Origin of the sequence: Janthinobacterium lyxosi (assembly GCF_051380665.1) — a bacterium.
Classification (GTDB): domain Bacteria; phylum Pseudomonadota; class Gammaproteobacteria; order Burkholderiales; family Burkholderiaceae_D; genus Janthinobacterium.
This window is the reverse complement of sequence record NZ_JBNYXM010000025.1, coordinates 24,300-38,785: the sequence shown is the minus strand read 5'-3', so window position 1 is coordinate 38,785 and position 14,486 is coordinate 24,300. Positions and strand designations below refer to the sequence as shown.

Sequence of the window (14,486 nt, the reverse complement as noted above, 5' to 3'; positions counted from 1 at the left end):
GCCAATTGTACCTGATAAAAAGCGGAAAAGCGCAAAACCGGGCAAAACACGTGTTTTACCCGGCCCTGGCGCGACATATCGCCCGCACCCTGCGCATCACAGGGAGGCGAGTTTCTCCGAGAGAATGGCCGATGCACCCAGGAAAGCTGGGTACTGCGCCGTAATGACGAAGGTCGGCACTTGCGAGACATAATTGGCGAAGCGGCCCTTGCGTTCGAAGCGGGCGCGGAAACCGGAGCGGTCGAAACGCGCCCCCAGGCGTGGCACGATGCCGCCGCCGATATAAATGCCGCCGAGCGCGCCCAGGGTGACGGCGACGTTGCCCGCCACCGTGCCGAGCATGCAGCAGAACGCTTCGATGACGTCGTCGCACAGTTGGGATTCGCCGGCCAGCGCGCGGCGCGTGATTTCCGCTGCCGGCAAGTCTTCGGCCGGCACGCCTGCGCGGTCGGCCAGGGCGCGGTAGATCAGTTCCAGACCATCGCCAGAAATCAGGCGCTCGGCCGAGACGTGCTCATATTCGCGCCAGGCGAATTGCAAAATACTCACTTCCACTTCATTGAATGGCGCAAAGCTGACGTGGCCGCCTTCGCTTTGCAGGGCGATCCAACCGCCGTGCGACGGAATCAGGCCGGACACACCCAGACCCGTGCCGGCGCCGATCAGGCCGATGGCCGTATTGGGACGAGCCGTGCCCGCGCCCACCTGGTGCTTTTGCTCGCTCGATAGCTGCGGCAAGGCACGCGCCAGGGCCGTGAAATCGTTGACCACGTCCAAGGTCGTGAAACCGCACTCTTCGCGCATGGCGCGGATCGAGAAAGACCAGTGATGGTTCGTCATGCTGAGGAAATCGCCGTCGACGGGATTGGCGATGGCGATCATGGCATGGCGCACGGCTTGCCCGCCGGCGGCAGCGATGTGCGGCAGGGCCAGGTAAGCTTGCAGGGCGGCGGACAGGCTCGGGTAATCGGCACAGGGCAACACTTCCACCAGGGTGATGTGGCCGGCGGCCACCTCCAGGGCGAAACGGGCATTGGTGCCGCCCACGTCGGCCAGCAGGCGCGGTCCATCGGCAAAGGCGGAAGTCGGCAGTACGGGAGAAGACGAAGCGCTCATGATTTTAAATGATGAAGTGGGACGCATGGGACGCCAAGCTTAAAGGATGAATGCGCCCGGAGGCAAGCAAAGTTTGTAGTTTAAGTACATCAAAACAAGCCTTTATTGGTAGTTCCACTCCAAATGCAACAGGCAGCGCCAAAATTACTTGGAAACAATAATTTATAGTAAGTACTTGCACTCATCAGTCACGCGAAAAGCATGCTGCACAGCAGCAGGAACCGCCTTGAAAGCAGAGTATGCCGGCGTTTGCGCAAAGACGCTTGGTACGCAGCGCTGCAGGCGTGACGCTGCCATCCCGGCGGCCCGGCGAAGGTGTTTTCGTATTATTACTACCGGTTTTTACTGCAAGTTTTTACTGCCAACCTGGCGTGCAGCATGCAGCGCGGATCAGGACGGCAAGCCTTCGCCCAGCAAGCTGGCGGGTGCCGGCTGGTCCGAGCGGTAGGCGGCATTCCACGCATCGAGGCCGCCATGCAGGGGCTTGGCCCGGTGAAAGCCGTGCTGGTGCAGCAGCTTGGCCACTTGCGCGGCCGTCACGTCGTTGGGACAGCTGCAATACACGATGATGTGGCGGTCCTTGTCCATGGCGATCATGGCGGGCACCGGTTCCTTGCCATTGAAGAACAAGGCGCCTGGCACGGCAGGTTCCAGCGCCTGCGCCGTGGCGCTGCGCGCATCGACCATCAGCGGTTCCTCGCCCTGTTCGATCAAGTCCAGCAATTCATCGATGCCGATGCGCTCGATCTGCAAGGCCTGGCGGAAACGCCGGCGCTCGAGGAATTTATACAGCAGGAACAAGCCCAGCAAGGTGCCCAGCATCAGCAAGGCCGTGCTGCCCATGGTGCTGAGCAAGTCGAGCACCTGCTGCACGCTGGAATGGAAAATCACGCCGACGACGATGCCCGTGCCACTCCACAGCAAGGCGCCCAGGCCCGCGTACAGGAAGAATAGGCCCGGCGGCGTGCCCAGCGCGCCCGACATGGGCGCGGCCACCGTGTTAAATCCTGGCACGAACTTGGAGACGATCAGGGCTTTCGGCCCCCAGCGCTTGAATTTGTCTTCCGTCTGGCTGACGCAGTAATCGGGCGACAGCGAGATACGGCACAGCAGCCGCAAGATGCGCTTGCCGAAATGCCGGCCTGCGCGGAACCACGTGAAGTCGCTGATCAGGCAAGCGCCCAGCGCGGCGGTCAGCACCAGCCCCCCATTCATGTCGCCATCGACCGCCAGCGCCCCCGCCACCACGAGGATGGGGAAGGCGGGAATCGGCAGGCCGAGCTGCTCTACCAGCACGATGCCAAAGACAATCAGGACACCGTAATGTTCGAGCAGGTAAATGAGGTTGGACATGGGCGCTATCTTACCGTAAAAGCGAATTTAAGCCTGGACGCCTTTCGGTATCGCACTCAACAAGGTGCGCGTGTAGGGATGCACGGGATTGCGGTACAGCTCATCCGAATCGGCCAGCTCCACGACTTGCCCTTTGTGCATCACCATCACCTGGTCGGCGATGTATTTGACGACGGACAAATCGTGCGAGATGAAGATATACGACAAGCCGAATTCATCCTGCAAGTCCTGCAGCAGATTGAGCACCTGCGCCTGCACCGAGACGTCCAGCGCTGACACGGATTCGTCGCAGACCAGGATTTCCGGCTGCATGGTCAGGCAGCGGGCAATCGCAATGCGCTGACGCTGACCGCCGGAAAACTCATGCGGGTAGCGATGAAAAGCCTGCTCCGGCAAGCCCACCTTGTCGAGCAGCCAGTATGCCTTGGCGATGCGTTCCTGGTCGTTCGCGCCGATCTTGTGGATGCGCATAGGTTCGAGCAAGATCTGTCCCACCGTAAAGCGGGGATTCAACGAGGCATACGGATTCTGGAAGATGATCTGGATGCGGCGCTTATACGGCAAATACTCCCTGTTCGGCATGGAGATTAAATCCTTGCCGTGGAACAGGGCCGTGCCGCTCGTGGCCTGGTGCAGGCGCAGCAAGGTCAAACCCACCGTCGTCTTGCCGGAACCGGATTCGCCCACCACGCCCAGCGTTTTTCCGCGCGGCAAGGTAAATGACACATCCTTGACGGCCTGAAATTCGCGCTTGCCGAACAGGCCTACACGCGTATAAAAGCTCTTGCTCAGATTATTCACCACCAGCACGGGCTCGTCGCCCGGCGTGTAGCCGCGCGTGCGCTGTTTGACTTCCACGCCGGGGCCGGCCTTGCCGTCCAGGTAATCGGCAATGACGGGCAAGCGCCATGGGCGCTCATCCAGCGAGGGGCGGCAATGCAGCAGCGCCTTGGTATAACTGTCTTGCGGCGCCTCGAACACTTGCCGCACTTCGCCCGTTTCGCGCACTTCTCCATGGCGCATGACGATCACCTGGTCGGCGATCTCACCCACCAGGCCCAAGTCGTGGGTAATGAACAGCACGGACATTTGATGCTTCTTTTGCAGCGCGGCGATCAAGTCCATGATCTGCTTCTGGATCGTCACATCCAGCGCCGTCGTCGGTTCGTCGGCGATCAGCAGTTTCGGTTCGCAGGCAATCGCCATGGCGATCATCACGCGCTGCTGCTGGCCGCCCGACAGCTGGCTCGGGTAAGCGTCGATCTTGGTGGCGGAATCGGGGATGCCCACTTCTTCGAGCAGCGCCAGCGTGCGGGCGCGCGCCTGCTGGCGATTCATGCCCATGTGCTGGCGCAACACTTCGGCAATCTGGAAACCCACGGTAAACACGGGGTTCAGCGACGACATCGGCTCCTGAAAGATCATCGAGATATCCTTGCCGCACATGGTGCGCCGCTCGGCGATCGACAATTGGAGCAGGTCGCGCCCGCCGAAATGGATGCTCGATTGCTTGTCGACGATGGTGTTATCTGGCGGCAACAAGCCCATCACGGCCAGCGAGCTGACGGACTTGCCGCTGCCCGATTCGCCCACCAGGGCCACGGTGCTGTTGCGCGGCACGTTGAACGAGATGCCCTTGACGGCTTCGAACGTGGTCTTCTTGTCCAGGCGGAAGGTGACGCGCAGGTCGCGCACTTCCAACAGGTTATTCTGGTCCATGAGCAACTCCTATTTCACTTTGGGGTCGAGCGCATCGCGCAAGGCATCGGTAAACAGCGAGAACGCCGTCACCAGCACGGCCATCGCCGTGGCGGCGGCGGTCAGCTGCCACCATTTGCCCAGGATCAGTTCATTTTGTGCCTCGTTGAGCATGCTGCCCCACGACACGGTGCCCACCGGCACGCCAAAGCCCAGGAAGCTCAAAATCACTTCGGCCTTGATGAAGCCCACCACGAGGATGGACATTTGCACCAAGGCAACGTGGCTCACGTTGGGGAAGATGTGCGAGAACATCTTGCGCCAGTGCGAGGCACCGATGGCATCGGCCGCCATCACGTATTCGCGCGCCTTGTGCTTGATGTACTCGGCGCGGATCAAGCGGTACGGCCCAGTCCAGCCGGTCAAGCCCAGGATCAGCACGATGGTCAGCACGCCCTTTTGCTGCAGCACCGCCGCCACCGTCAAAATCATCAGGATCGATGGAATCGAGGTGAAAATGCTGTAGAACCAGTTGAAGAAGTCATCGACCATGCCGCCGAAGTAGCCGGATACGGCGCCAAACAGCGTGCCCAGCACGACAGCCAGCAAGGCTGCCACCAGGCCCACCACGATCGACGTTTCGCCACCCTTGATGGTTTTCTGGACGATGTCATGACCCCACTTGTCGGCGCCGAACGGCAATGTCGTCGCCTTGTGCGTGACGAGTTTCCTGGCCTTGCCCATGCCAGTGCGCAAGGCCGTCAAGTCGTCGGCCAGCGGGTCGGTGACGCCGTACATTTCCACGCCAGCCGATGGATTGCTGCCCATCTGGGCGCGCAGTTCGGCGATGTCGTCGGCCAAAGGATCCAGTACATTGACGGGCGTGGGCACGCTGCGCTCGTCGGGCAAGGGAATCGCGCCATCACCGGACGCGTCCTTGTCGGCGCCCACAAAAGCGGGCGGCGCATAGCTGACGGCCACTTCATCTTCCCAGTTCGAGGCTACCAGGCCGCTGGCGGACGCCAGCACCAGCAGGAAAAACGCGCCGACTATGGCCAGCGATACCATTGCAATCTTGTCGCCGCGCAAACGGCGCCACGCCAGGGCCCACAGGCCGGGCGATGTATGAGGTTTCGACATCGTCTCTTTCTACTTCAGTTGTACGCGAGGATCGACCGCCTGGTACAGCAGGTCGGTGAGCAGGTTGAAGAGCATGGTGGCGGCGGCAACATACACGGTGATCGCCTTGATCACCGGAAAGTCGCTGCGCTCGACAGCCAAAATCACTTCGCGCCCGATGCCGGGGATGCCGAAGAAACGTTCCAGCAGGAAAGCGCCGATCAGCAGGGCCGGCAAGTTCGACATCACATAGGTAATGATGGGAATGCCGGCATTGCGCAGCACGTGCACCCACATGATGCGCCCTTCCTTCAAGCCCTTGGCGCGCGCCGTGCGCACGTAATCCTGGTTGGCCTCGTCCAGCACGAAGGTGCGGAACAGGCGCAGGGTCGGTGCGATGGAGACGGCCAGGCCGATCAAAATGGGCAGGGTCGAATAGCGCAGCAGGTTTTCCCAGAAGCTGTCGCCCCAGCCCTGCACGGGGAACAGGCCCAGCTTGTAGGCAAAGCCATACTGGAAGACGATGATGTAGACGAGGATGGAAATCGACATGCCCACCGTGCAGGCGATCATGACGGCGCGGTCCGTCAGCGAGCCGCGCACGAAGGCGATCGCCAGCGCCAGCGCTACGCCGAAAAACGTTTCCAGCACGGTCAGCGGGATCAAGACCATCATCGACGGCCCCAGGCGCGAGGTGATGATGTGCGACACGGATTCCCCCGTCGCCCAGCTCTGGCCGAAGTCAAAGGTGACGATCTGCTTGATGAAGATCCACAGCTGCACGTAGTACGGCTGGTCGACACCGAGCTGGCGGCGGATGTTGGCGATGCTTTCCGCACTCGACATCTTGCCGGCCAGAATGTAGGCGGGATCGCCGCCCACCCAGTTGAACAGGATAAACACCAACAGGACGACGCCCAGCATGGTGGGCAGCATCTGCCACAAGCGGCGCAAGATATAAGCAAACATAATGATTCCTTGTTGTTATAAGCGTCGCTTATTTATTGGCCGAGGCCGCAGGGGCTGGCGCCACTGGCGTGCCCGCGCTATCGATATCCATATACGCCCACTCCTGGAACAGGATCGGGTGCTTCTTGTAGCCGAGCACCGACTTTTGCGCCAGCATGTTGCGGTAGCGCGCATAGCCGATCAGAGCGCCCGCATTGACTTCCAGGCGGCGCGCCATCTTGTGGAACAGCTCATCGCGTTCGGGGCTGGCCGGCATGGCCTGGCTGGCCGCATACCATTTATCGTATTCGGGGTCCTGGTAGCAGCCGTTGTTGTTCTGGTGCGTGTTCGGGCCATAGAACAGCTGCATGAAGTTGTCGCCGTCCGGATAGTCGGCCAGCCACGGCGCCGTGCGCGTCTGCATCTTGCACTGCTTTTCCGTTTTTAAAATATCGGAAAAGATCATGCGGTCGTTTTCCATGCGGATGCCCAGCGAGTTGTACGTCTTGCGCCACATTTCCGCCTGCAGCACGCCATTGGCTTCATTGCGCGAAGCGTAGCGGATCAGCAGCGGCTTGCCGTCCGGCAACGTGCGCCAGCCATCGGCGCCCTTCTTGTAGCCGAATTTGTCGAGCAATTTGTTCGCCAGCACGGGATCGTATTGCAGCAGGCTCTTGTAGTGCGGATCGTAGCCGACCACGCCCGGCGGAATCGGATAGTCGAGGCGCTTGGCCTGGCCATTCCAGATGATGCGGATTTCCTCGTCGATATTGTGCGCCATGGCAATGGCACGGCGCAGGGCGATCTTTTCCTTGCTGAAGCCACCCAGGGTGGGGTCTTGCATATTCCAGTAGTAATAGCTGATTTCCGGGTCCAGCAGGCGCGACAGTTGCACGCCCTTCTCCGCCAGCTCGGGACGCAGCTTGCCGTTCAGCAATGCCTTCGGCGCCAGCGGACCATCGAGCCAGAACACGTCCGTACCGCCGCTCTGGAAAGACAGCCAGCGCGACTGGTCTTCGATCATCACGGAAATTTCGATGCGGTCGATGGCAGGAATGCGCTTGCCCTGCATCTGGCGCACGATGCGCTGGTCGTCCGGATCGTCGCCGGCCATGAAATTCCACGTTTCCGGCAAATGCTGCGGATTGCGGTTCAGGACGATGCGATTGCCGCGCGTCCACTCACCCAAGGTGTAATAGCCGGTACCGACGGGATTCGAGCCCACTTCGCCCTTCACGTCGCCGTATTTATCCACCACTTCGCGCGCCACGGCGGCCGTCGGCACGTAGGCAAGGATCATGGGGAAATTGAAATCGGTCTTGGTCAGCGTGATGCGCAAGGTGTGCGGGTCGAGGATTTCCAGGCCGGCCACCTTCTTGTTGTAATCGAGCTTGTTCGACTTGGCCGCGTCCTTGGCCAGGTCGTCCAGCCCCACCACCTTGCCTTCGAACAGCCAGTTGTGCGGCGAAGCCAGGCGCGGGTCGAACAAGCGCTTCCAGGAATACACATAGTCGGCCATCGTCAGTTCGCGGCGCTTGCCGCCAAACGCGGCGTCGGGCGTAAACAGGATGCCTTTTTTCAGGCGGATGGTGTAGGTCTTGCCGTCGGCCGACACTTCCGGCATGGCGGCCGCCGCGCCTGGCACCACCTTCACGGGGCGCGCCAGGTAATCGTAGGTGTACAGGGTGTCGAAGACGGCCTGCGTGATGTGGTTCGAATACAGGTCGCGCGCGGTGGCCGGATCGAAGCCCGTCTCGGCGGCCGGCAAGATATAGCGCAAGGTTTTCACCGGCGCGGCCGCAGGGGCGGCATCAACGGCAGTGGCCGCCAGCGGCAGGGTGGCCAGACAGGCGAGCAGCGCCACGCGCCGCATCCATGGTGACTTCATGTAATACCCTTCATCTCGATTATCTGTCGCACCGTATTGGTGCGCTTGTACTGGTTTCCCCCTGGGATACAGGATTCCACCACCAAAACCAGTCCATTCTCGCAAGATCTATGCCTTGTTCGTCGCCAGCCTGCCCGCATGCCGGCGAGCTGGAAAAAGGCGTAACGATAACGCATATTTTGTTCGCCGGGCGAAAAGCCGCAGCACTGGCGTGGCGCCCAGCCACGGCCACCTGCCTCGCGGGGGGAATTTTCCGCAGCGCAACAAATGCAGGCCGCCACCATGAAAAAACGACTTGGCAGTAACCCTTACGGCCCCGAGTGACAACTGTTTGTATGGCAGTACGGAAAATATACAGTGCAGTGCAACATTGAAATAATTGTGAATATTGAAACATATCGACATTATAAAAAACACTGTTGTTTCCATGCTGAAAAAGCATGCGTGCGCGTTGACAGGGTTTCTCGGCAAATGGTCTTATCAATCACGGCAACGCACGATATGCCGTTTGACCCACAGTGATTGCCGACGCAGCAATCTTTATCACCCTGGCAAAGCTGTGCCGCACGAAGGCCAGCCGAGCTTACTTTCGGAGTTCTGAGAATGATGATGGAAACAGTGATGTCCCGCTCCGTACGCCTGATTTTTTCGGGTAGCGTAGCAGCGCTCAGCCTTGGCATGATGGCTGCGCCGGCAATGGCGCAAGACGCCAATGTCCAACGGGTGGAAATTACAGGCTCGAGCATCAAACGGGCCACGGCCGAGACCGCATCGCCGGTACAGGTCATCACTCGCGACGACTTGATGAAATCGGGCAAGGCCACCGTCGCCGAGTACCTGCAAACCCTCACCGCCGATGGCGCCGGCTCCCTGCCGACGGGCTTCGGCAACGGTTTTGCCGCCGGCTCCACAGCCATCTCGCTGCGCGGCCTGGGCGCCACCTCGACCCTGGTCTTGCTCAATGGCCGCCGCATGGCGCCGTTTGCGCGGGCCGATGACGGCCAGAAGAGCTTCACCGACCTGTCCACCGTACCGATGCAGATCGTCGAGCGCATCGAAATCCTCAAGGATGGCGCCTCCTCCACCTACGGCGCGGACGCCATCGCCGGCGTCGTCAACATCATCCTGCGCAAGGACTTCGAAGGCCTGACCCTGAAGGGCGACACAGGCATCTCCGGCGACAGCGACGCCAAGCAGCACCGCGCCTCGCTGACCTTCGGCAAAGGCAACCTGGACACGGATAAATTCAACTTCGTCGTCAACGCCGAATACAGCAAATCGGACATGCTGATGAACAACGAGCGCTCCGGCCGCAAATGGATAGGCAAGGCCGACCTGCGTCCATACGGCTATGCGATCAACACCCAGTTCGCCGGCGGTTACATCAATGGCAACAACGATGCGAATGCCTCGCCAGCAGGCCTGATCCGCGACCCCGTCACCAACAACTATGTTTCGCTGCCCGGCTGCTCCACCCTGTCAGTGTCTTCACCGCAAGATCCGAAGGGCGGCTGCCTGTGGCATCACGACCAGTTCCGTTCCATGCAGCCGAAGATCGAATCGATCAACCTGTACACGCGCGGCACCTGGCAAGTCAATGCCGACACCCAGGTGTATGCGGAAGCGGGCTACTCGAAGCGCGACACGGCCTTTACCCTGATACCACCGTCGATCACGCCCACCATCGCCTTCCCGCCGAACGCCGGCAGCCCGACTGGCGTCATCAACTACGGCTCCGGCGCCGGCACCACCATCGTGCTGGCCGCGAATCACCCGCAAAATCCGTACGGCGTGCCGGTGCGCGTGCGCTACCAGGCTTTCGACGTGGGCGCCAGCACGCGGCAGGCCAACAATGAGTTCAACCGCATCGTGCTCGGCGTCAAGGGCAACGCCATGGGCTGGGACTACGATGCCGGCTATACGCATTCGGAATCGAAGCTGCACCTCGATTACAGCAACATGCTGAACATGGCCGTCGTCAAGGATGCCCTGGGCAATCCGAACAGCAAATATTTCCCGTACTATATCGGCGCGCAGGCAGGCAAGAATCCCGCCTCGCTGTACGCGGCCATGGTGACCAACGCTACCTCCGACTCCACGACCAAGCTCGACATCATCGACTTCAAGGCATCGCGCGAACTGATGCAGCTGCCCGGTGGCGCCATGGGCCTGGCCGTCGGTGCGGAACACCGCCGCGACAAGCTCGACAATCCATCGTTGTCGGGCACGGAAAACGGTTCCATCAACTCCAGCTATGTCGCCGCCAAGGGCGACAGCAAGGTCTCGGCCGTATTTATGGAAGTGCTGGCGCCCGTCTTCAAGACGGTGGAACTGTCGGGCGCCTTGCGTTACGACAAATACGACCGTTTCTCGTCGACCACGCCGAAACTGGGCGCCAAGTGGACACCACTGAAAACCTTCGCCGTGCGCGGCACGTATTCGGAAGGCTTCCGCGCACCAGGGCCGGCCGAAAGCAATGCCAATTCGCAATCGACGGGCACCTCGACCGTGAGCGATCCCGTGCGCTGCCCGGGCGGCACCCGCTTGCCGGGCGCCAATGCCAGCGACTGCGAACTGCAAGTGGCGGCCGTCAAGATTGGCGACCCTAGCCTGAAGCCGGAAAAATCCAAGGGCTACACCCTGGGCCTGGTATGGGATCCGTTCAACGATACGAGCCTGTCGCTCGATGGCTGGAAGATCAAGCGTGAAAACGAGATCAATCCGCTGCCGTACAACGAAGCGGCCGCCCTGCCGACCGCCATCCGCGCCGACAACAACCTGACCATCAATGGCGTCGTCACGCCGAATACGGGCACCTTGCTGATCACCAAGGCACCGTACCGCAACTCCAGCTTTACGGAGATCAAGGGTATCGACCTGGACGTCAAGCAGCGCGTGCGCCTGGGCGACTATGGCCGCGCCACGTTTGGCCTGACCTGGACCCACATCGCCTCGTGGGTACGCGCCGAGTCATCCACCGTGCGCTACCAGTTCGCTGGCACGCATGGCAATTGCGATACCTCCAACTGCGCCGGCACGCCGAAGGACAAGATCAATGTCACCGGCTCGTGGGACCTGGGCAATTGGAATGTCAGTGGCGTGCTGAACTACCGTTCGGACATGAAGAACATCCTGTTTGAAGGCAAGCCTTGCGCTTCCAAGCTGGCCGATGGCACGTCGGCGCCAAACGGTTGCAAGATCGCCTCGTTCACCACGCTCGACCTGTCGAGCCGTTGGAATGTCAACAAGCAGCTGCAACTGTTTGCCTCGATCAACAACGTGACCGACAAGATTGCTCCGCTCGACCCGCTGACCTACGGCGGCATGAGCTACAACCCGATGGACGCCAGTGGCGCCATCGGCCGCTACTTCAAACTGGGCGCCAGCTACAAGTTTTTCTAAGCTGACACCCGTAGCCTGACGCGAGGCGGTGAGCAATCACCGCCTTTTTTTCGTCTGCGACTGTGGCGCCAGTTCACTCATCCACACGCCTATTGCGCCAGCGCAAACCTTATCTCCTGCGCGCCTGTAAAACTCCCTTGCAGGCCACTTGGCCCATGACCATGCCACAGGAGTGTCAGATGACGCAAACCCGCAATCCCTCCCCTACCTTGCGCCTGCTGTGCGCAGCCTTGCTCGGCGCGTATGGCCATGCGGCCATGGCGCAGGACACCGACGCTGCCGGCCCTCCCGCCATGCAGCGGGTCGAAGTGACCGGCTCCTCCATCAAGCGCCTCGTCTCGGAAACGGCCACGCCCCTGTCCATCTTCAAGGCCGAGGATTTCGCCAAACAGGGCTTGACGACGGCCCAGGAAGTGCTCGGCAAGATCCCCTCGAATGCATCGAGCATGGGCAGCGGCAATGCCATCGGCGGCAACACGAGCGGCTTGCCCACGGGCGGCCAGGCCAGCGCCGACTTGCGCGGACTGGGCGGCGACAAGACCCTGGTGCTGCTCAACGGCCGGCGCATCGCCAACCATCCGTATGACGGCGCCAGCGTCGACCTGAACATCATTCCCATCGCCGCCCTGGAGCGCGTCGAAGTGCTGCGCGACGGCGCCTCGGCCATCTACGGCACGGACGCCATCGGCGGCGTCATCAACTTCATCACCAAGCGCTCGGTGAATGTCACCAACATCACCGCCGAGGTCGTCGCGCCCGAACACAAGGGCGGCGGCGAGCACCGCATCAACCTGTCGACGGGTTTCGGCAAGCTCGACTCCGACGGCTACAATATTTTCGGCGTGGTCGACTACCACAAGCAAAATGTGCTCACGTCGCAGGACCGCGATTTTTCCAAGACCGGCATCATTCCCGACCGCGGCCTGTCGCTCACCAGCGGCACCACCTTCCCCGGCAACTACTTCGATGCGGCGGCCAACGGCGGCGCGGGCCTGGCCGGCAATCCGTATGCGGCCACGGGCTGCAACCCGCCCCTGTCGGTGGCGGCGGCCAACGGCACCTGCCGCCAGGACTACACGCGGCAGATCGACGACCTGCCGGCGCAGGAGCAAGTGGCCTTCTTCGGCAGGGGCGCCTTCAAGCTGGGCGGCGGCTACCTGGCCACGGTGGAATATTTGCATGCGGAAAACAAGGTGAAAGCACGCACGGCGCCGCCGCCGCAAACAGGCTTGATCTTGCCCAATACCAGCAAATACTATCCGGGCAATGCGGGCGGCGTGCCGGTCCAGCCGGGCTTGTCGGGACAGCCGCTGAGCGTCAACTGGCGCCCCGTCGAAGCGGGTCAGCGGCAGATAGATTCCACCGGCAAGGCGGACCGCCTGGTGCTGGCCCTCGAAGGCGAGCTGGCGGGCTGGGATTACAAGACGGGGCTGAGCCATGCGATCAGCAAGTCGTCCGAGAAATTTACGGGCGGCTACGTGCAAGATGCAGGCTTTGCCGCTGGCGTGCTGAACGGCATACTGAACCCGTTTGGCGTGCAGGATGCGGCCGGCAAGGCTTACCTCGACAGCACGGCCCTGCGCGGCGAGGTACAGAATGCCAGGGTCACCACCACGGGCTTCGACATCAAGGGCAGCCGCGAACTGATGCAACTGGCCGGCGGCCCGCTGGCCATCGCTCTCGGCGGTGAACTGCGGCGTGAAAAAGCCGACTTCAATGTCAACCGAGATATCGCCAGCCAGGCCGCCAGTTCCGGCCTGTCCGGTTCGCTGTCGAAAAGCGGCTCGCGCACCATCCAGGCCGTCTTCGGCGAAGTCAACTTGCCATTGATCAAGGATCTGGAAGTGCAGTTGGCAGCCCGTTTCGACCATTACAGCGACGTGGGCAGCACCACCAATCCCAAACTGGCCCTGCGCTACCAGGCCAGTAGCGTGCTGGTGCTGCGCGGCTCGGCCAGCACGGGTTTCCGCGCCCCCACCCTGTTTGAAAAGAATGCGCCGCCGTCGAAGAACGATACCAACGATTCCTACGACGACCCCATCCTGTGCCCGGGCGGCGTGCCGCAGCCGGGCGCAAATCCCCTGCGCGATTGCGACTTGCAGCAATTCAAGCTGCAAGGCGGCAATGAAAAGCTGAAACCGGAAAAATCCACCACCTTTGCCCTCGGCCTCGTGCTCGAACCAGTCAAGGAAGTCACCGTCGCCATCGACTACTGGAACATCCATCTGAAGGACAAGATTTCGTCCTTGCCCGAACAATCGATCTACGGCAACTACGAAAAATACAAGGCCTTGTTCTTGCGCAATCCCGACGGCTCGCCTTTCGCCATTCTCGACCTGAACGACAACCTCGGCGAAGTGAAGACCGACGGTATCGACGTCAGCCTGAATGCCCGCCTGGGGCGCGGCGCGTATGGCGATTTCAGCGTATCGGTGGACGGCACCTGGACCCACAAGTATGACTACCAGAACGAGCGCGGCGGCGAATTCATTGCCAACGTGGGCCGCTATGCGGATAACAATCCTGTGTTCCGCTGGAAACATACGGCGGCCCTGAACTGGCGCATGGGCAACTGGGGCGCCACCGTGTCGCAATCATTCAAGTCCGGCTACACGGATCAGAACCAGGTGGATCCGCAGTTCCGCCACGATGTGCCCTCTTACAGCCTGCTGAACGTGTCGGGCAGCTACGTGTGGAAAGGCTTGCTGCTGACGGCCGGCGTGAAAAACCTGTTTGACAAGGAACCACCGTTCTCAAACCAGGGCACCTTGTTCCAGAAAGGCTATGACCCGCGCTACACGGACCCGCTCGGGCGCGCCTACTACTTGCGTGGCAGTTATACGTTTTAAGGGAGATGGGCTGAAACAGAGATAAACGGGCAGCACTGGCAAGCGTTTACCTGCAGTACCAGCAGCGATGCTGTGCGCCGTTTTATTTTACGCGCCTGAGCACGCCTGACAAG

Annotated in this window: 8 protein-coding genes; 2 read left to right on the top strand and 6 right to left on the bottom strand. The window is 61.1% G+C overall.

Going from position 1 to position 14,486, the window contains the following annotated elements:
• Positions 1 to 96: 96 nt before the first annotated feature.
• The 6 genes from ACQ4WP_RS22100 to ACQ4WP_RS22075 form a co-directional block, all read right to left on the bottom strand.
• Positions 97 to 1,116, bottom strand: coding sequence for a glucokinase (locus ACQ4WP_RS22100; RefSeq protein ID WP_436524416.1), 1,020 nt, complete (start codon positions 1,114 to 1,116; stop codon positions 97 to 99).
• A gap of 390 nt (positions 1,117 to 1,506) precedes the next feature.
• Complete coding sequence (locus ACQ4WP_RS22095) at positions 1,507 to 2,469, bottom strand: VTT domain-containing protein (RefSeq protein WP_436524414.1); 963 nt, start codon at positions 2,467 to 2,469, stop codon at positions 1,507 to 1,509.
• A gap of 27 nt (positions 2,470 to 2,496) precedes the next feature.
• Entirely contained in the window at positions 2,497 to 4,188 is a 1,692-nt protein-coding gene (locus ACQ4WP_RS22090; RefSeq protein ID WP_436524412.1) for an ABC transporter ATP-binding protein, read from the bottom strand.
• A gap of 9 nt (positions 4,189 to 4,197) precedes the next feature.
• On the bottom strand, positions 4,198 to 5,307 hold the full coding sequence (locus ACQ4WP_RS22085; RefSeq protein WP_436524410.1) for an ABC transporter permease: 1,110 nt from the start codon (positions 5,305 to 5,307) through the stop codon (positions 4,198 to 4,200).
• Positions 5,308 to 5,316: 9 nt separating this feature from the next.
• On the bottom strand, positions 5,317 to 6,255 hold the full coding sequence (locus tag ACQ4WP_RS22080; protein ID WP_034782513.1) for an ABC transporter permease: 939 nt from the start codon (positions 6,253 to 6,255) through the stop codon (positions 5,317 to 5,319).
• Positions 6,256 to 6,283: 28 nt separating this feature from the next.
• A complete protein-coding gene (locus ACQ4WP_RS22075) occupies positions 6,284 to 8,122 on the bottom strand; it encodes an ABC transporter substrate-binding protein (RefSeq protein WP_436524408.1) in 1,839 nt (612 codons plus the stop codon).
• Between the two features lie 621 nt (positions 8,123 to 8,743).
• Between ACQ4WP_RS22075 and ACQ4WP_RS22070 the strand changes: the two genes are divergently transcribed.
• Together ACQ4WP_RS22070 and ACQ4WP_RS22065 are read left to right on the top strand one after the other, a co-directional pair.
• The gene (locus tag ACQ4WP_RS22070; RefSeq protein WP_436524406.1) at positions 8,744 to 11,524 is read left to right on the top strand and encodes a TonB-dependent receptor; all 2,781 of its coding nucleotides are present in this window, start codon (positions 8,744 to 8,746) and stop codon (positions 11,522 to 11,524) included.
• Positions 11,525 to 11,703: 179 nt separating this feature from the next.
• A complete protein-coding gene (locus tag ACQ4WP_RS22065) occupies positions 11,704 to 14,373 on the top strand; it encodes a TonB-dependent receptor (protein WP_436524404.1) in 2,670 nt (889 codons plus the stop codon).
• Positions 14,374 to 14,486 lie beyond the last annotated feature (113 nt).